We start from the raw sequence: 18,482 nt of genomic DNA on the forward strand, positions 1-18,482 counted from the left end.
GACCGGGCCGCACCGACCGGGCCGCACCGACCGGGCCGCACCGACCGGGCCGCACCGACCGGGCCGCACCGACCGGGCCGCACCGACCGGGCCGAACCGACCACCCAGCGCACCGCGCCGCCCCGCCACCGAAGATCGGCTGGCGGGGCGGTTTGGTCTGCGTCGATGAAACTGCGGGCGAGCGGACGCAGGCGGGCGGTGATCCTTTTCTTGATCGTCTAGTAGCTTTTGTTCTTTCGGACAAAAGTTCATCTCAGAACGGTTGAAGCTCTGGACACGCGGTGCGGAGCGCTCCTACTGTGTCGGACACAACACTTCGACATTGCGTCGATGTGAACGATGCCAATGAAGAGGTGGCCTCCCGGTGCGGACCGTCGACCCCCTGCACGTACGACTGTTGCGGCTGCTCCGCGACGAGGGGGCCGTCTCCCGCGCCGAGTTGGGCGATCGACTCCAGATGCCGCGCCCGCGCATGCTGGCCGAGTTGGATCGCCTGGTCGCGTTGGGTTACGTAGCCGAGGCGGGGCTCGCCGCCTCCCGGGGTGGGCGACGCTCCACCCTGGTCGAGCTGAACCCGAACCTGCGCTTCGCCGCCGTCGACCTCGGCGCCAGCTCGATGGACATCGAGGTGGTGAACGGTCGACTCGAACCGGTCGCCCAGTACGCCGAGCCGGCCGACATCCGCAACGGGCCGAAGGTGACCCTGCAACGGGTAAACGAACTGCTGCACAAGGCTCGGGTCGACGGCGCGTACGAGCGGTTGGATGCGGTGGGCATCGGCGTGCCCGGCCCTGTCAGTTTCCGCGACGGCGTACCGGTCTCGCCGCCGATCATGCCGGGCTGGGACCGCTACCCGGTGCGCGAGCTGCTCAGCCGGGAGCACGGCTGCCCGGCGGTGGTCGACAACGACGTCAACATCATGGCGATCGGCGAGCGGCACGGTGGGGTCGCCCACTCGGTGGACGACTTCCTCTTCGTGAAGATCGGCACCGGCGTCGGGTGCGGCATCTACCTCACCGGCGAGGTCTACCGGGGCACCGACGGCTGCGCCGGCGACATCGGCCACATCCAGGTCGACTCGCACGGTCCGATGTGCTCGTGCGGCAACGTCGGCTGCCTGGAGGCGCTGTTCAGCGGGGCCGCACTGGCCAAGGACGCCGCCGCGGCCGCCCGCAGTGGCACGTCGCCAGCGCTGGCCGAGCGGCTGGCCCTGCGGGGTGTCGTCACCGCGTTGGACGTCGCCGAGGGTGCCGTCGAGGGTGACCTGACCTGCATCCAGCTCATCCGGGACGGCGGACGGCGCATCGGTGGCGTGCTCGCCGGCCTGGTCAGCTTCACCAACCCGTCGATGATCGTGATCGGCGGCGGGTTGGCCCAGCTCGGGCACATCCTGCTCGCCGAGATCCGCAGCGTGGTCTACCGCCGGTCGCTGCCGCTGGCCACCGGCAACCTTCCCGTCGTGCTCTCCGAGCTCGGTGGACGTGCCGGTGTCGCCGGCGCGGCGGTGCTCGCCAGCGACGTCGCCTTCGCGGAAGCCGCATGAACCTGACCGAAATCCTGTCGTGAGCGAGGAGGAGACTGTGGCTCTGCCCGAGGATGACCCCGCCACCGCGTCGGCCGAGGCCGTCGCCGAGGCACCGCTGGTCGAGGCTCCCGCCGACACCGTCGCGGGCGAGGTGGTCCTGCGCCTCACCGATGTGGTCAAGACGTTCCCCGGCGTACGCGCACTCGACGGTGTGCAGTTGGAGGTGCGTGCCGGCGAGGTGCACTGCCTGCTCGGGCAGAACGGCGCCGGCAAGTCGACCCTGATCAAGGTGCTGTCCGGGGTGCACCAACCGGACTCCGGGCAGGTGGAGTGGCGCGGCGAACCAGCCACGTTCGCCAACCCGCAGGCCGCGATGAAGGCCGGCATCGCCACCATCTACCAGGAGCTCGACCTCGTCGAGGACCTGTCGGTGGCGGAAAATGCCTTCCTCGGGCACGAGTACCGCAGCTTCGGATTCGTCCGGCGCGGCCGGATGGCCCGGCACACCCGGCAGATCCTCAGCCGGCTCGGCCACGGTGAGATCCCGCCCGGACGGATGGTCCGGTCGCTGCCCGCCGCCGGCAAGCAGATCGTCAGCATGGCGCGGGCGCTGTCGCACGAGGCCCGACTGATCATCATGGACGAGCCGAGCGCGGTGCTGGCCCACGACGAGGTCGGCAACCTGTTCCGGATCATCCGGGAGCTGACCGCGCAGGGCATCGCCGTCATCTACATCTCCCACCGGATGGAGGAGATCCGCGAGATCGGGGACCGGGTCACCGTACTCAAGGACGGCCGGACCACAGCGGCGAACCTGCCGGCGCGCGAGACCCCGACCCGCGACCTGGTCAGCCGGATGACCGGCCGGACCATCGAGTACGTCTTCCCGGACCGGCCGGCCGACGACCCCGCGGGCGCCGACCTGCTCCAGGTGGAGGGGCTGACCCGCACCGGCGAGTTCGCCGACGTCTCGCTGAACGTGCGGGCCGGGGAGATCGTCGGCATCGCCGGCCTGGTCGGCTCGGGTCGTTCCGAGCTGCTGGAGACGATCTACGGCGCCCGCCTGGCGGAGGCCGGTTCGGTCCGGATGGACGGCAAGGTCCTGCGGCCCGGTGTTGGCGCCGCGGTGCGGGCCGGCATGGGGATGGCTCCGGAGGAGCGCAAGAGTCAGGCGCTGCTGCTCGGCGAGCCGATCTACCGCAACGTCACGCTTGCCACCTTCGGCCGGTACGCGCGGCTCGGCTTCACCAACGCCGCCAAGGAGCGCGCCGAGGCGGACCGGATCGCCGAGAGCCTGGAGCTGCGGCCCCGGGACGTCGACCGGCCGGTACGCACGCTGTCCGGCGGCAACCAGCAGAAGGTGGTGGTCGGGCGGTGGCTGCTCGGCGGCACCAGGTTGTTGCTGCTCGACGAGCCCACCCGGGGTGTGGACGTGGGCGCTCGGGCTGAGCTGTACCAGGTCATCCGGGGTTTGGCCGAGCAGGGCGTCGGGGTGCTGCTGGTCTCCAGCGAGGTGCCCGAGGTGCTGGGTCTGGCCGACCGGGTGCTGGTGATGCGGGAAGGGCGGGTCGTGCGTGAAGCGGCGGCCGGCGAACTCGACGAGAACACTGTGCTCGACCTCGTGATGGCGGGGTCCTTGATGGAAGGCGCACCGGCATGAGCGACGCGACTCCCACTCCCACCGCGACACCGGAGCGCCCGCAGCTTCCGGCCCAGTCGCCGCCGGTGGACCCGGCGGAGACGGCGGTGGCAAGCGACAAGGCAGCATCCTCGGGCCGGCTCTCCTGGTGGCGGGGTGACGGCGGCGACGGCGCCAAGCGCAACCTCGGCCTGGTCGGGGTGCTGGCGGCGCTCATCGTGGTCGGCGCGGTCACCAAGCCGGACCTGTACGGCGACCCGACCTGGGTCTGGAACAACGTGCTGGCCATCCTGCAGCTCGCCTCGGTCGTCGGCGTGGTCACTGTCGGGATGACCTTCGTGATCATCGGCGGCGGGATCGACCTGTCGGTCGGTGCGATCGTCGCGTTGGCCGGCGTCTGGTGCACCACCGTCGCCACCCAGAGCTACGGCGCCGGCGGCATGATCTTCACCGCCCTGGTGGTCGGCATCTGCGTCGGCCTGGTCAACGGTGTGCTCATCTCGTACGGCCGGTTGGTCCCCTTCATCGCGACGCTCGCGATGTTGGTGGCCGCACGAGGGCTCGCGGCATCGATCTCCAACAAGCAGACCCAGGTCTCGAGCAGCACCTTCATCAACGACATCGCGGCGCGCAAGGTGATCGGGATCCCGATCCTCGTCTACATCCTGGGCGCTGTGGTGCTGGCCGGATGGATCCTGCTCAACCGGACGACGTTCGGCCGGCGGACCATCGCCGTCGGCGGCAACCCGGAGGCGGCCCGGCTGGCCGGTATCAACGTCCGGCGGCACACCATGCTGCTCTACGCGCTCTCCGGCCTCTGCTGCGGCATCGCGGCGATCATGCTCACCTCGCAGGCCACCTCGGCGCAGGCGGCGATGGCCAACCTGTACGAGTTGGACGCGATCGCCGCGGCGATCATCGGCGGGACCCTGCTCAGCGGCGGTCGCGGCACGATTGTCGGCTCGCTGCTCGGCGTGATCATCTTCGCCACGATCACCAACCTCTTCGCCATCAACGGCCTCTCCATCGAGGCGCAGAACATGGTCAAGGGCGGCATCATCGTCGCCGCCGTCCTGATCCAGCAGTTCCAGTTCAAGTCCGTCACTCGGCTCTTCGCGCGGAACAGGGTCACCACCGCAACCTGACGCACCGCACCGTTGTCCCTGGCCACGTCGAAACTTTCGACGTGGGCAGGGCCCCGCACACCCTCATCAAGTCAGATACCGTTCCCAGGAGGTCGTTCATGACCCAGCACAGTCGCGACCTGTCGCGCCGCCGGTTGCTCTTCGGTGGAGCCGCAGTTGGCGCCGCCACCCTGTTGACCGCCTGCACCAGTAACGAGACTCCGGCGGCCAGCACCCAGACCAAGGCCGCCGGCAACGCCGAAGGCAACAACGCCCCGGGCAAGAAGGTCGTCATCGGCTTCTCCGCCCCGGCCGCCGACCACGGCTGGATGGGCGCCATCCACGCCAACGCCAAGGCGCAGGCGGCGGCCTACTCCGACGTGGAGTTCAAGGAGGTCGACGGCGGGTCGAACTCGGAGGCCCAGCGCTCCACGCTCGGCACGCTCATCGCCCAGAAGCCGGACATCATCGTCGTGCTGCCGCACGACGGCAAGGAGGTCAACGCCGTTGCCCTCCAGGCGATGCAGGCGGGCATCCCGATCGTCAACCTCGACCGGGCGTTCCCCGACGCGCTTGCCTCGCGGCTGGTGATCAAGGGCGACAACTACGGCATGGGCGTGTCGGCCGGGCACTTCATCGGCAAGCAGCTCAAGGACAAGGGCATCAGCAACCCGATCATCGGTGAGATCGCCGGTCTGGAGATCCCGCTGACCGTCGAGCGCAGCGACGGCTTCAAGGCCGCCCTGGCGACGTACGGGTTCAAGGTGAACAACCGGCGCTCGGCCGAGTTCACCTCGGACAGCGGTCAGCGCGAGGCGGCCCAGCTGCTCCAGGCGCTGCCGAAGATCGACGCCATCTGGAACCACGACGACGACCAGGGCATCGGTGTGCTCGCCGCCATCAAGCAGGCCAACCGGTCGGAGTTCTTCATGGTCGGCGGCGCGGGCTCCAAGCTCGCCATCGACGCCATCAAGGCCGACAACAGCGTGCTCAAGGCGACTGTCACCTACAACCCGTCGATGGCCTCCTCGGCGATCTCGCTCGCGCGGCTCATCGCACAGGGCCGGGGCCTGGGTGACCTGACGGAGCTGCAGGTGCCCAAGGAAGTGACCCTGGCCTCGGAGACGATCACCAAGGAGAACGCGAGCAGCTACGACAAGCTCGGGTTCTGATATATCGGGGGGAGACCCACCTTGTCCACGACAGACAAAGAACTGCGGATCGGCATGGTCGGCTACGCGTTCATGGGCGCCGCGCACTCACAGGCGTGGCGCACCGTGAACCGCGTCTTCGACCTGCCGGCGCGGGCCCGGATGGCGCTGATCTGCGGCCGAGACACCGAGAAGGTGGCTGACGCCGCTGACACGCTCGGCTGGGACGCGTACACCACGGACTGGCGTGACCTGATCAACCGGGACGACATCGACGTTGTCGATATCTGCACACCGGGCGACAGTCACGCCGAGATCGCCCTCGCCGCGCTGGCCGCCGGTAAGCATGTGCTGTGCGAGAAGCCGTTGGCCAACACGGTGGCGGAGGCACGGGCGATGACCGCCGCGGCGGACGTCGCCCGGGCCGCCGGAGTGCGGTCGATGTGCGGGTTCAACTACCGCCGGGTCCCCGCGGTCACGATGATGCGCCAACTGGTCGCCGCCGGACGGCTCGGGGTGATTCGACACGTCCGTGCGACGTACCTGCAGGACTGGATCGTGGACCCGCAGTTCCCGCTGGTCTGGCGGTTGCAGAAGGACAGGGCGGGCTCCGGCGCGCTCGGTGACATCGGTGCGCACATCATCGATCTGACCCAGTTCGTTACCGGTCAGCGGATCAGCGGGGTCAGTGCGGTCACCGAGACCTTCGTCAAGGAGCGGCCGTTGCCGGCCGAATCCAGCGGTCTCGCGGCTACTGTGGACGGCGGCTCGGCGCCCACCGGGCCGGTCACCGTTGACGACGCCGCGGTCTTCGTGGCCCGACTCGACGGTGGCGCCCTGGCCACGTACGAGGCGAGCCGCTTCGCCACCGGTCGCAAGAACGCGCTGCGCGTCGAGATCAACGGTTCGCTGGGCAGCGTGGTCTTCGACCTGGAGCGGCTCAACGAGCTGGAGTTCTACGACGCCAGCCGGCCCAGCGCGGAACAGGGCTTCAGCCGCATCCTGGTGACCGAGGGTGACCATCCGTACATGTCGGCGTGGTGGCCGCCGGGCCACATCATCGGCTACGAGCACTCGTTCACGCACGAGATGCGCGACTTCATCGAGGCGGTCGCCACCGGCGTCGACCCGACTCCCTCGTTCGCCGACGCGTTGCAGGTCCAGCTGGTGCTGGACGCGGTGGCCCGTTCGGCGGAGCTCGGCTCCTCCTGGGCCGAGGTGGAACCGGCGCTGGTTACAGCCGCCGCCTGACAGTTGACCATCCGCGTTGGCGGTGTTCGCACCGCCAACGCCCGACCGGCTTTCCGACGCCGACCGGCGAGGGACCGACAGCGGATTGCGCCCCGCGGTCGGGACGAGGTCGGCGACGGAGAGCGTGCAGCCGGGCCGTACGGCCCGGTGGCGCACGAGCAGGACGGTCGTCCGGTGCGACCGGACCGGGATTCCCCGGCCGCACCGGAGGGCCGCCACCACCTCAGCACGTCGCAGGACGCGGGGGAGACAGGGTCGAGACGCCGACCCGACCCTGTCTGCCAGCCCCGTCTGCCCGCACCCGTACCGGGAACCGGTCCGGCGTCGTCGCCGCCGACGCCGACGTCGGAAACCGGTCTCCTTTCGGTGCGGAGCGGGTGGGCGGGGCCCATCCAGGCGGCCCGAAATGTTTCCGAAACCGGGCCGTATCTTTCTGAAACATATTCTGATATTCCTATATTTAGCGGTACCGACGATTCCTCGTGGACGGGGAGGGAGCACCATGCGAACAGGTGTCTGGCTGGTTGGAGCGCGCGGTTCTGTCGCGACCACCTGCATCGTCGGAGGGCTCGCGTTGCGAGCCAATCTGGCCGGCCCGACCGGCTGCGTCACCGAGTCGCCCGAGCTGCGCGGCCCCGCCCTGCCGGCCTTCGCGGACCTCGTCTTCGGCGGGCACGACCTGACCACCACCCCGCTGTCCAAGCGGGCCGAGGCCCTGGCCGACGCCGGTGTCATCCCCTGGCGGCTGGTCGCCGCGCTCCGCGACGAGCTGGCCGCGGTCGAGCAGGAGCTGCGCCCCGCACCTGTCGGTGCCACCCAGGCCGATCGGGCTGCCGCAGTGGTCCGCGACCTCACCACCTTCCGCGAGCGGCACGGGCTGGAGCGGGTGGTGGTCGTGAACGTCTCCGCCACCGAAGCCGCCCCACCACCGCACCCGGGGCACGCCGACCCCGACGCGCTGCGCGACGCGCTCAGCGGCCCGGACGAGGTGCTGCCACCCAGTTCCCTCTACGCGTACGCGGCGGTGCTCGCCGGCTGCCCGTACGTCGACTTCACCCCGTCCACCGGGCTGCGGCTGCCCGCGCTCGTCGCGCTTGCCGAACAGGCCCGCCTGCCCTACGCCGGGCACGACGGCAAGACCGGGGAGACCCTGGTCAAGTCGGTGCTCGCGCCGATGTTCGCGATGCGCAACCTGGACGTGCGGTCCTGGTCCGGGTTCAACCTGCTCGGCGGCGGCGACGGTGCCACCCTCGCCGACCCGGCCGCGAACGCCGCGAAGGTGCAGAGCAAGCAGAGAGTGCTCGGCGAGACGCTTGGCTACGTCCCGCAGGGCGGCACCCGCATCGAGTACGTCGAAGAGCTTGGCGACTTCAAGACCGCCTGGGATCTGATCACCTTCGCCGGTTTCCTCGGCACCGGCATGCGGATGGAGTTCACCTGGCACGGCTGCGATTCCGCGCTGGCCGCGCCGCTGGTGCTCGACCTGGCCCGGCTCACCGCCGCCGCGCACGCCGCCGGGCACGTCGGGCCGCTCACCGAGCTGGGCTTCTTCTTCAAGGACCCGCTCGGCTCGCCCAGCCACTCGCTGGGCGAGCAGTGGGCCCGGCTCACCGAGTTCACCCGGCTGCTGCACGACGGCGGGAACGGTGCCGATGAGCACGCTGGCTGATCTCGCCGAGCTGGTCCGGGCGCCGGCCGCGCTCTCGGTGCCCGGTGACGTGGTCGCCGGAGCGGCGGCAGCCGGCACGCTCGGTGCGCGTACCCCTGCCCTGGCCGGCGCCTCGGTGCTGCTCTACTGGGCCGGCATGGCCGCCAACGACTGGGCCGACCGGGGCCTGGACGCCGTGGAACGGCCCGAGCGGCCGATCCCCAGCGGGCGGGTCACCCCGGCCGCCGCTGTCGGTCTCGCGGCGGGCCTCACGGCCGCCGGCGTGGGCCTGGCCGCCGCAGTGGGCGGTCGCCGCGCCGCCGCGCTCGCCGTGCCGCTGGCCGCCAGCATCTGGGGGTACGACCTAATCGCCAAGAACACCGCCGCCGGGCCGGCAGTGATGGCCGTCTGCCGGGGGCTGGACGTGCTGCTCGGCGCGTCCGGTGGCCGGGTGACAAGGGCCCTGCCGGCGGCGGTCACCGTCGCCGCGCACACCTGGACGGTCACCGCGCTGTCCCGCCGGGAGGTCACCGGCGCCGATGCGGCCCTGCCGATGCGTACCCTCGCGGGCACCGCGCTTGTCGCCGCCAGCGCCGCCGTCGCCGTGCCGGGTGCCCGGCGTGCCCGAGCGGCCGACCGGGCCGCTGGCACCAACCGGGCCGGGTCCGTCGACGAGGCCGGCGCGAGACGGTCGGCAGGTGTCGCGGCAGTGCTGCCCGCCGTGCTGGCCGGGTGGTACGCGGCCCGCTACGGCGCGGCCCAGGTCGAGGTCGTCCGGGACCCGTCGGCCGGGCGGGTCCGCGCCGCCGTCGGAGCCGGGATCACCGGCCTGCCCGCCCTGCAGGGAGCGCTCACCGCGCGCGGTGGCGCCGGCCTGCTCGGACTGGCGGTCGCGGCGGCCGCGCCGCTTGGTCGACGGCTGGCCCGGAAGGTCTCCCCGACATGACAGCTCCCCAGCCCCGACCCGCGCCGCCAGCGGCCGACGGCACCCGGTCCCCGTCGCCGTCCGGCGACGCGACGACGCTGCGGTTCGGGTACGGCACCAACGGCTTCAACAACCACCGCCTCGACGATGCGCTCGCCGTCATCGCCGACCTCGGCTACGAGGGGGTGGCGCTCACCCTGGACCACGACTACCTGGACCCGTTCGCGCCCGGCCTCACCCGTCGGGTCGCCGCGGTCAGCCGACGCCTGACCGAGCTGGGTCTGGCCGTGGTGATCGAGACCGGGGCCCGGTACCTGCTCGACCCGTGGCACAAGCACGCCCCGACGTTGCTGCACGACGACCCGACCCGGCGGATCGAGTTCCTGCGTCGGGCCGTCCGGGTCGGCGCCGACCTGGGCGCGGAGGCGGTCTCGTTCTGGGCCGGTGTCCGGCCCGAGACGGTGTCGCCGCAGTGCGCCTGGGACCGGTTGGTGGCCGGCTGCGCCACAGTTGTCGACGCCGCCGACACCGCCGGCGTCACCCTCGGCTTCGAACCCGAACCGGGGATGCTGGTGCAGGACATCGCCGACTGGCGGCGGCTGCGTGCGGCCCTCGGCGACCCGGCCCGGTTCGGCATCACCCTCGACATCGGCCACTGCCGCTGCCTGGAGCCGTGGCCGGTGCCGCAGTGCGTCGCGGAGGTCGCCCCGCACCTGGTCAACGTGCAGATCGACGACATGCGCCGGGGCGTGCACGAACATCTCGAGTTCGGGGTTGGCGAGATCGACTTCCCGCCGGTGCTGAGCGCCCTGGCCGAGGCCGGCTACCGCGGCCTGGTCGCGGTGGAGCTTCCCCGCGACTCACACGCCGCCCCGGCCGTGGCCGCCCGGTCCATCGAGTTCCTGCGTGCCGCCGCCGCGACCGCGGCGGCCCGCCGCACGGAAGACGAGGTGCCCACAGGCACACCTGGGGTGCCCGCGTAGCAACAAGGGGAGGAGACGGGATGACACCGGATTCACTGCGGGCCGCGTTGCGAGGCGTACCCGATCCCGACTGGCTGGACACGGCGCTGCGCCAGGTCACGGCCGAGCCCACCGCGATCACCCGGCTCTTCCCCACCGTCGGCAGGCGTTGCGGTCGGGCCGCGCTGCCGGACGCACCCGGCTGGACCGCCGACGACGCGGCCCGGGTGCTGCTGCTCACCAGCCTGCCCGGCGACCACGCCGCGTACGCCGAAAGCCTCTACCGGCACGGTGACGCCGCCGAGCGGCGGGCCGTGCTGCGGGCCCTGCCGCTGCTGCCGATCGGCGCGGCCGGGGTGCCGCTGCTGCACGACGCGATCCGCACCAACGACACCCGGCTGGTCGGCGCGGCCCTCGGCCCGTACGCCCGGCACCTCGACCCGGCCGCCTGGCGGCAGGCGGTGCTCAAGTGTGTGTTCAGTGGCGTGCCGTTGGCCGTCGTGGCCGACCTGGAGACCCGTGCCGACGGGGAGTTGGCCGCGATGCTGGCGGCGCTTGCCGCCGAGCGGCACGCCGCCGGCCGGGAGTTGCCCGCCGACGCCAGCGACCTGCTCGACCGGCTCACCGCCGCACTGCCCAGAGAGGCGTGACATGCGTATCTTCGACCCGCACATCCACATGACCTCACGTACCACCGACGACTACGAGCGGATGGCCGCCGCCGGCGTACGCGCCGTGGTGGAGCCGTCGTTCTGGCTGGGTCAGCCACGCACCAGCGCCGCCTCGTTCACCGACTACTTCGACTCGCTCATCGGCTGGGAGCCGTTCCGGGCCGGGCAGTTCGGGGTGCGGCACTTCGCCACAGTGGCGCTGAACCCCAAGGAGGCGAACGACCCGCGCTGCCGCCCCGTGCTCGACCTGCTGCCCCGCTACCTGGACAAGGACGCGGTGGTGGCGGTCGGTGAGATCGGGTACGACTCGATGACGCCCGAGGAGGACGAGGCGTTCGCCGCGCAGCTCGCCCTCGCCGTCGCGTACGACCTGCCGGCGCTCGTGCACACCCCGCACCGGGACAAGGCGCGCGGCTGCGAACGCACCCTCGCCGTGGTCGCCGAATCCGGCATCGAGGCGGGTCGCGTGGTGGTCGACCACCTCAACGAGGTGACCGTCAAGCTGGTCCGCGACAGCGGCTGCTGGCTCGGCTTCTCCATCTACCCGGACACGAAGATGACCCCACAGCGGATGGTCGAGTTGCTGCGCGAGTACGGCACCGAGCGGATGCTCGTCAACTCGGCGGCCGACTGGGGGCGCTCCGACCCGCTGCTGACCCGGGCCACCGGCGAGGCGATGCTGCTCGCCGGGTTCAGCGACGACGACGTCGACAAGGTGCTGTGGCGCAACCCGGTGGAGTTCTACGGGCAGTCCGGCCGGCTCGACCTCAGCGACCTGGACGTCGCCGCCAAGGTGGACCCGCAGACCGGCAACTCGATCCTGCGCGGCGGCAGCTGATGCGGCTGCGACATGCCGGCGGCGAGACGGTCCACCTGGGCTACTGCACGAACGTGCACCCCGCCGAGGACCTCGCCGGCATTCTCGGTCAACTGGACACCTACGCCGTGCCGGTCCGCGAGGCGCTCGGCAGTGACCTGCTCGGGCTCGGCCTGTGGCTGGCCGCCCCGGTCGCCGCCGAGCTGGCCGCCGACCCGACCCTGCGCCGCCGGCTGCGCACCGAGCTGGCCGCGCGCGGGTTGGAGGTGGTCACCCTCAACGGCTTCCCGTACGCGGCCTTCCAGGCCCCGGTGGTCAAGCAGGACGTCTACCACCCGGACTGGACCACCGAGCAGCGCCTGAACTACACCCTCGATCTGGCCCGGGTGCTTGCCGACCTACTGCCCGACGACGCCGCCCGGGGTTCGATCTCCACCCTGCCACTGGCCTGGCGGCAGCCCTGGGACACCGCCCGGGCCGACGCGGCCCGCCGCCGGTTGGACCAGTTGGCCGCCGGCCTGGCCGCCGTGCAGCGCGACACCGGCCGCGAGGTGCGGGTGGCCTTCGAACCGGAGCCCGGCTGCGTCGTGGAGAGCACCGGCCAGGCCGCCGAGCTGCTGTCCGGGATGGACACCGACCGGCTCGGTGTCTGCGTCGACCTGGCCCACCTGGCCTGCGCCTGGGAGGAACCGGCCGAGGCCCTGCACCGACTGCGGGCGGCGGGGCTGCCCGTGGTGAAGGTGCAGGTCTCCGCCGCCGTCGAGGCGGCCGACCCGGCCGGCGGTGCCGACGCGTTGCGCCGCTGGGTGGAGCCGCGTTTCCTGCACCAGACCCGGGGCGCCGGCTGCGCTGGCGGGGCCGACCCGGCCGACCCGGCGTACGCGGCCGACGACCTGGACGAGGCGCTGGACCGATCGTTGCCCGGACCGTGGCGGGTGCACTACCACGTGCCCCTGCACGCCCCACCCGAGGAGCCGCTCGGCTCGACCCTGCCGGTGCTGCGCGCGGCCCTGAGAGCGCTCTTCGACGGGCCGGTCGCCGGCTGCGACCACCTCGACGTCGAGACGTACACCTGGGGGGTGCTGCCGGCCGCCCGACGGCCGCGCACCGACGCGGAGCTGGCCGCCGGCATCGCCGCCGAGCTGGCCTTCGCCCGAGACGAACTGGTCAGCCTTGGTCTGGCCGAGGAGCGCACCGTGACGATGGGAGGGACGCGATGAGTCGCCGACTTGTGGTGCTCGACGTGGTGGGGCTGACCCCCCGACTGCTGGCGCACATGCCCCGGCTGCGCGGGGTCGCCGACGGCGGCTTCCGGGCCGAGTTGGGTACCGTGCTGCCCGCGGTGACCTGCTCGGTGCAGTCCACCTTCCTCACCGGCGAGCCTCCCAGCGGGCACGGGATCGTCGGCAACGGGTGGTATTTCCGGGAGCTGGGCGAGGTGTTCCTGTGGCGGCAGCACAACGCGCTCGTCGGCGGGGAGAAGCTGTGGCAGGCGGCGCGCAAGGCCGACCCCGACTACACGGTCGCCAACGTCTGCTGGTGGTACGCGATGGGCGCGGACGTCAACTGGACTGTCACCCCGCGCCCGGTGTACTACGCCGACGGGCGCAAGGAGCCGGACTGCTACACCGACCCGCCGGAGCTGCACGACGCGCTGACCGGGCGGCTGGGCACCTTCCCGCTGTTCACCTACTGGGGGCCGACGGCGGGGCTGCCGTCGTCGCGGTGGATCTGCCAGGCGGCCGAGCAAATCCTCGCCGATGTGTCACCCGACCTGACCCTGGTCTACGTTCCGCACCTGGACTACGACCTGCAACGGTTCGGTCCGTCGTCGGCTCAGGCCGCCGCCGCCGCAGCCGAGCTGGACGCGGTGCTCGGGCCCCTGCTGGACGCCGCCCGCGCCCGGGACGCCACGGTGGTGGTGCTGTCGGAGTACGGCATCACCGACGTGTCCCGGCCGGTGGACGTCAACCGGTTGCTGCGTGCCGAGAGGCTGCTGCGGGTGCACACGCAGGCGGGCATGGAATACCTCGACCCGTGGACGTCGAAGGCGTTCGCGGTCGCCGACCACCAGGTGGCGCACGTCTACGTCAAGGACCCGGCCGACGTACCCGCGGTGGCGAAGCTCTGCGCCGGCCTGCCCGGGGTGGCCGAGGTGCTCGACGCCGAGGGCAAGGCCGCGTACGGGCTGGACCATCCGCGCGCCGGTGAGCTGGTGTTGGTGGCCGAGCCGGACGCCTGGTTCACGTACTACTACTGGCTTGACGACGCCAACGCGCCGGACTTCGCCCGCCTGGTGGAGATCCACCGCAAACCCGGCTACGACCCGGCGGAGCTGTTCTTCGACCCGGCCAACCCGGGTGCCGCGAAGGCGCGCGCCGGGGTGGCGCTGGCCCGCAAGAAGCTCGGCATGCGGTATTTGATGAGCGCGGTCGGCCTGGACGCCGGTGCGCGGGCCGTGCGCGGCTCGCACGGGCGGCTGCCGACCGACCCGGCGGACGCTCCGGTGCTGCTCTGCTCCGACCCGGCGGCGGCCCGGGACAAGATCGCCGCGACCGAGGTCAAGGCGCTGCTGCTGGAGCTTGCCGGGCTGGGTGCCGGCGGTTCGGACGGGCCGGGGGAGGGGTCGTGACGGTGACCGTGGCGCCCGCCGATGCCAGCGGGCTGCGGGCACGGTTCGACGCGGAACTGGCCGGGTTCCTGGAGCGGCAGGGCCCGGACTGGCCGGACGGTGCGCCACGCGGGGTGTTCACCGCCCTGCAACGGTTCGTGCTGGCCGGTGGCAAGCGGTTACGTCCACTGTTCTGTTACTGGGGTTGGCGCGGCGCGGGGGCGGCCGACGGCACCCCGATCGTGGTGGCCGCGGCGGCGCTTGAGCTGTTCCATGCGTTCGCGCTGATCCATGACGACATCCTGGACGGCAGCGACCGCCGCCGGGGCGAGCCGTCGGTGCACCGGCTCTTCGCCGACCTGCACGCCCGCTCGTCGTGGCGCGGTGACCCGGAGGCGTACGGGCGCAACACCGCACTGCTCTGCGGGGACCTCTGCGCGGCCTGGTCGGATCAGATGTTCCACGAGTGTGGGCTGAGCACCGAACAGGTGCACCGCGGGTACGGCGTGTTCGCGCTGATGCGGACCGAGGTGATCGCGGGGGAGTACCTGGACCTGGTCTCGGGGGTGGGGGACGGCTCGGTGGCCAGCGCGCTCACGGTGATCCGGATGAAGGCCGCCCGCTACACGGTGACCAGGCCGTTGCAGATCGGGGCGGCCCTGGCCGGGGCCGAGCCCGAGTTGATCGCCGCGCTTGGCGAGTTCGGTGACCCGTTGGGTGACGCTTTCCAGCTCCGCGACGACGTGCTCGGGGTCTTCGGGGACCCGGCGGTCACCGGCAAGTCGGTCCTGGACGACCTGCGGGAGGGCAAGCCCACGGTGATGATGGCGCTGGCCCGCAGTGCCGCCGACCGGTCGCAGACCATCCGGCTGCGGGAGTTGTTCGGAAATCCGGCGTTGGACGCCGACGGCGCGGCGGAGCTGCGCGAAATCATCGAGGCGACCGGCGCCCTGGAGCGGATCGAGCAGATGATCCGGGTCCGCACCGAGGCCGCGCTCGGCGCCCTGCAGGGCGCGATGGTGGCGGACGAGGCGCGTGCCGCGCTTGTCGCGCTTGCCGGACAGGCGATCGACCGCCACGCGTGATCGGCGACTTTCGAACAGATCGACGAAAGTTGGTGCCGACTCACCGGAAGGTATGGACACATCGACACTCACAACTTAGTGTCGTGACCAGCACGGCAATGTTTCATCGAGGTGAACCGGCGGCGCGGTAACCACGACCCCCACCATCACCGCTACGGCATCCGGCGCGACGGCGCGCGCCCGCCTGGCAGTCACACGTCAGGAAGGGGCAGCACATGTCCATGAAGGACACTCCGCACCATCGATCCCGGCGACTGTCATCCGCCGGATCGGCACTGCTGCTGGCGGTCGCCGCCGGCACTGTCGCACTCGCCGCCGGCGCGGCCCCCGCACAGGCGCACACCATTGTCGCCACCGACTTCCAACAGGTCGAACTCGCCCGCGGCGTCACCGACATGGGCGAGCCGATGTCGCTGGCCGTGCTGCCGGACCGCTCCGTCCTGCACACCGCCCGCAACGGCACGCTGCGCCGCACCGACGCGAACGGCACCACCTCGGTGATCGGCACCCTGCCGGTCTACAACCACGACGAGGAGGGGTTGCAGGGCGTCGGGGTCGACCCGGGCTTCGCCAGCAACCGGCAGATCTTCCTCTACTACGCCCCGCCGCTCTCCACCCCCACCGGCGACGCGCCGGCCACCGGCACCGACTTCTCCGCCTGGAACGGGGTGAACCGCCTCTCCCGGTTCACCCTCAACTCCGACTTCACGATCAACCAGTCGAGCAAGGTCGACGTGCTCGACGTCCCGGCCAGCCGGGGCATCTGCTGCCACGTCGGTGGGGACATCGACTTCGACGCCGCCGGCAACCTCTACCTGTCCACCGGCGACGACACCAACCCGTTCGAGTCCGCCGGCTACTCGCCACTTGACGAGCGGACCAACCGCAACCCGGCGTACGACGCCCAGCGCAGCGCCGGCAACACCAACGACCTGCGCGGCAAGATCCTGCGGATCAAGGTGAACGCCAACGGCACGTACTCCATCCCGACGGGCAACCTGTTCGCCCCCGGCACGGCGAAGACCCGTCCGGAGATCTACGCGATGGGCTTCCGCAACCCGTTCCGGATCAGCGTGGACAAGGCCACCGGTGTCGTCTACGTCGGTGACTACGGGCCGGACGCCGGCACCACAAGCGCCACCCGCGGTCCGTCGGGCCAGGTGGAGTTCAACCGGGTCGCGGCACCGGGCAACTACGGCTGGCCGTACTGCACCGGCACCAACACCTCCACCGAGACGTACAACGAGTGGGACTTCGCCACCAACGCCAGCGGGGCGAAGTACAACTGCACCGGCGGGCCGACGAACAACTCGTTCCGCAACACCGGCCTGACCACCCTGCCGCCGGCCCAGCCCGCCTGGATCCGGTACGCGGGCGACGCCGGCACCCCGACCGAGTTCGGCGGCGGCTCCGAGTCGCCGATGGGGGGCCCGGTCTACCGGTACAACGCCTCGTCGACCTCCACCACGAAGTTCCCGCAGTCCTTCGACGGGCAGTTCTTCGCCACCGAGTTCGGCCGGGGCTGGATCAAGCCGATCCACGTCAACTCCGACGGCTCCCGGGGCACCATCGACACCTTTCCCTGGGTCGGCAAGCAGGTGATGGACTCGGCGTTCGGCCCGGACGGCGCGTACTACGTGCTCGACTACGGCACCGGCTACTTCAACGGCGACGCCAACTCGGCGCTCTACCGCTTCGACTACGTCGGCGGCGGCAACCGGGCACCGACTGCGGTGGCCAGCGCCAACCGGACCTCCGGTGCGGCGCCGCTCGCTGTCACTTTCTCCTCGGCCGGCTCAACCGACCCCGAGGGCGGCGCGCTGACGTACTCGTGGGCCTTCGGTGACGGGACCACCTCGACCGCCGCCAACCCGACGAAGACGTACTCCACGAACGGCACCTACACCGCCACCCTGACCGTGCGGGACCCGCAGGGCGCGACCGGCAGCAGCAGCGTGCGGATCAGCGTCGGCAACACCGCGCCGACGGTCACCATCAACAACCCCGGCAACGGCCAGCTGTTCAGCTTCGGTGACACGGTGCCGTACAGCATCACGGTGACCGACCCGGAGGACGGCACCATCGACTGCACCAAGGTCAAGATGACCTACGTGCTCGGGCACGACCAGCACGGGCACCAGATCACCTCGAAGACCGGCTGCTCCGGCTCGATCACCATTCCGGTCGACGGTGAGCACGACGACGCGGCGAACATCTTCGCGATCTTCGACGCCGAGTACACCGACGCTGGTGGGCTGACCACGCACACCCAGCACACGCTGCCGCCGCGGCACCGGCAGGCCGAGTTCTTCGGCACCTCGTCCGGGATCAACGTGTTCAGCAAGACCACCGCCGAGGGCGGCAAGACCGTCGGCGACATCAACAACGGCGACTGGATCGCGTTCCAGCCCTACCGGCTGGGCAACGTGACATCGTTCAACGCCCGGGTCTCCTCGGCGGGTGCCGGCGGCACCCTCCAGGTCCGGGCCGGCTCGGCCACCGGCACCGTGCTCGGCTCGGCCACCGTCCCGGTGACCGGCGGCTGGGAGACCTTCACCACGGTGACCGGCACGATCACCAGCCCGCCGACCGGCACGACCACGCTCTACCTGACCTTCGCCGGGTCGGGCACCGGGGCGCTCTACGACCTGGACGCGTTCACCTTCGTCACCGGCACCACCACCAGCGGAAGTGGCCCGATCAAGGGGCTGGGTGGCAAGTGCCTGGACGTCCGCAACGCCGCCACCGCCGACGGCACACAGATCCAGATCTACACCTGCAACGGCAGTGCGGCCCAGACCTGGGCGGTCACGCCGAACTCCACGATCAAGTCGTTGGGTAAGTGCCTGGACGTCGCCGGCGCCGGCACCGCCGACGGCACCAAGATCCAGCTCTACACCTGCAACGGGACCGGGGCGCAGAACTGGGCCGCGCAGGCCGACGGCACCCTGCGCAACGTGGCGTCCGGCAAATGCCTCGACGTCTCCACCAACAGTTCGGCCGACAGCACACCGGTCCACCTCTGGACCTGCACCGCAGCCGCCAACCAAAAGTGGACCCTGCCCTGAGCTGA

14 protein-coding genes are annotated in these 18,482 nt (G+C 71.3%); all 14 read left to right on the forward strand.

All coding sequences use genetic code 11. The annotated features are described in order from the left end of the window. Positions 1-364: 364 nt before the first annotated feature. The 14 genes from AB0B85_RS10345 to AB0B85_RS10410 all read left to right on the forward strand — a co-directional run bounded on the left by AB0B85_RS10345 (position 365) and on the right by AB0B85_RS10410 (position 18,477). Positions 365-1,543, forward strand: a complete 1,179-nt coding sequence (locus tag AB0B85_RS10345) for an ROK family protein (RefSeq protein ID WP_357405694.1) — start codon at positions 365-367, stop codon at positions 1,541-1,543. A gap of 133 nt (positions 1,544-1,676) precedes the next feature. Further along, entirely contained in the window at positions 1,677-3,185 is a 1,509-nt protein-coding gene (locus AB0B85_RS10350) for a sugar ABC transporter ATP-binding protein (protein WP_357406052.1), read from the forward strand. Continuing rightward, positions 3,182-4,309 carry an ABC transporter permease gene (locus AB0B85_RS10355; protein ID WP_357405695.1) on the forward strand — a complete coding sequence of 376 codons (1,128 nt, stop codon included), beginning with the start codon at positions 3,182-3,184 and terminating at the stop codon, positions 4,307-4,309. The genes AB0B85_RS10350 and AB0B85_RS10355 overlap by 4 nt, the downstream gene beginning before the upstream one ends. A gap of 98 nt (positions 4,310-4,407) precedes the next feature. Next, complete coding sequence (locus tag AB0B85_RS10360; protein WP_357405697.1) at positions 4,408-5,460, forward strand: substrate-binding domain-containing protein; 1,053 nt, start codon at positions 4,408-4,410, stop codon at positions 5,458-5,460. Positions 5,461-5,481: 21 nt separating this feature from the next. Continuing rightward, complete coding sequence (locus AB0B85_RS10365; RefSeq protein ID WP_357405699.1) at positions 5,482-6,690, forward strand: Gfo/Idh/MocA family oxidoreductase; 1,209 nt, start codon at positions 5,482-5,484, stop codon at positions 6,688-6,690. A 502-nt stretch (positions 6,691-7,192) separates the two neighbouring features. After that, on the forward strand, positions 7,193-8,359 hold the full coding sequence (locus tag AB0B85_RS10370; protein ID WP_357405701.1) for an inositol-3-phosphate synthase: 1,167 nt from the start codon (positions 7,193-7,195) through the stop codon (positions 8,357-8,359). After that, positions 8,343-9,284: an SCO3242 family prenyltransferase gene (locus AB0B85_RS10375; RefSeq protein WP_357405703.1), complete on the forward strand. Its 942-nt coding sequence runs from the start codon at positions 8,343-8,345 to the stop codon at positions 9,282-9,284. Before AB0B85_RS10370 ends, AB0B85_RS10375 begins: the two co-directional genes overlap by 17 nt. Continuing rightward, positions 9,281-10,246, forward strand: a complete 966-nt coding sequence (locus AB0B85_RS10380; protein WP_357405705.1) for a sugar phosphate isomerase/epimerase family protein — start codon at positions 9,281-9,283, stop codon at positions 10,244-10,246. The genes AB0B85_RS10375 and AB0B85_RS10380 overlap by 4 nt, the downstream gene beginning before the upstream one ends. A gap of 20 nt (positions 10,247-10,266) precedes the next feature. Then, positions 10,267-10,875 (forward strand): EboA domain-containing protein, encoded by a 609-nt coding sequence (locus AB0B85_RS10385; protein ID WP_357405708.1) that lies wholly within the window; start codon positions 10,267-10,269, stop codon positions 10,873-10,875. A 1-nt stretch (position 10,876) separates the two neighbouring features. Continuing rightward, on the forward strand, positions 10,877-11,734 hold the full coding sequence (locus tag AB0B85_RS10390; protein WP_357405710.1) for a TatD family hydrolase: 858 nt from the start codon (positions 10,877-10,879) through the stop codon (positions 11,732-11,734). Beyond that, the gene (gene eboE / locus AB0B85_RS10395) at positions 11,734-12,933 is read left to right on the forward strand and encodes a metabolite traffic protein EboE (protein WP_357405712.1); all 1,200 of its coding nucleotides are present in this window, start codon (positions 11,734-11,736) and stop codon (positions 12,931-12,933) included. The genes AB0B85_RS10390 and eboE overlap by 1 nt, the downstream gene beginning before the upstream one ends. Next, entirely contained in the window at positions 12,930-14,345 is a 1,416-nt protein-coding gene (locus AB0B85_RS10400; protein WP_357405714.1) for a nucleotide pyrophosphatase/phosphodiesterase family protein, read from the forward strand. Before eboE ends, AB0B85_RS10400 begins: the two co-directional genes overlap by 4 nt. Next, a complete protein-coding gene (locus AB0B85_RS10405) occupies positions 14,342-15,409 on the forward strand; it encodes a polyprenyl synthetase family protein (protein ID WP_357405716.1) in 1,068 nt (355 codons plus the stop codon). Before AB0B85_RS10400 ends, AB0B85_RS10405 begins: the two co-directional genes overlap by 4 nt. 215 nt (positions 15,410-15,624) lie before the next feature. Continuing rightward, positions 15,625-18,477 carry an RICIN domain-containing protein gene (locus tag AB0B85_RS10410; RefSeq protein ID WP_357405718.1) on the forward strand — a complete coding sequence of 951 codons (2,853 nt, stop codon included), beginning with the start codon at positions 15,625-15,627 and terminating at the stop codon, positions 18,475-18,477. The last annotated feature ends 5 nt before the right edge of the window (positions 18,478-18,482 follow it).

Source organism: Micromonospora sp. NPDC049044, from assembly GCF_040649215.1.
Classification (GTDB): Bacteria; Actinomycetota; Actinomycetes; order Mycobacteriales; family Micromonosporaceae; genus Micromonospora.

Bases quoted from the DNA above. Each gene is read 5' to 3' on its own strand.
- AB0B85_RS10355 (WP_357405695.1), top strand. From the start codon at position 3,182: ATGAGCGACGCGACTCCCACTCCCACCGCGACACCGGAGCGCCCGCAG.
- AB0B85_RS10360 (WP_357405697.1), top strand. From the start codon at position 4,408: ATGACCCAGCACAGTCGCGACCTGTCGCGCCGCCGGTTGCTCTTCGGT.
- AB0B85_RS10370 (WP_357405701.1), top strand. From the start codon at position 7,193: ATGCGAACAGGTGTCTGGCTGGTTGGAGCGCGCGGTTCTGTCGCGACC.
- AB0B85_RS10375 (WP_357405703.1), top strand. From the start codon at position 8,343: ATGAGCACGCTGGCTGATCTCGCCGAGCTGGTCCGGGCGCCGGCCGCG.
- AB0B85_RS10380 (WP_357405705.1), top strand. From the start codon at position 9,281: ATGACAGCTCCCCAGCCCCGACCCGCGCCGCCAGCGGCCGACGGCACC.
- AB0B85_RS10385 (WP_357405708.1), top strand. From the start codon at position 10,267: ATGACACCGGATTCACTGCGGGCCGCGTTGCGAGGCGTACCCGATCCC.
- AB0B85_RS10390 (WP_357405710.1), top strand. From the start codon at position 10,877: ATGCGTATCTTCGACCCGCACATCCACATGACCTCACGTACCACCGAC.
- eboE (WP_357405712.1), top strand. From the start codon at position 11,734: ATGCGGCTGCGACATGCCGGCGGCGAGACGGTCCACCTGGGCTACTGC.
- AB0B85_RS10400 (WP_357405714.1), top strand. From the start codon at position 12,930: ATGAGTCGCCGACTTGTGGTGCTCGACGTGGTGGGGCTGACCCCCCGA.
- AB0B85_RS10410 (WP_357405718.1), top strand. From the start codon at position 15,625: ATGTCCATGAAGGACACTCCGCACCATCGATCCCGGCGACTGTCATCC.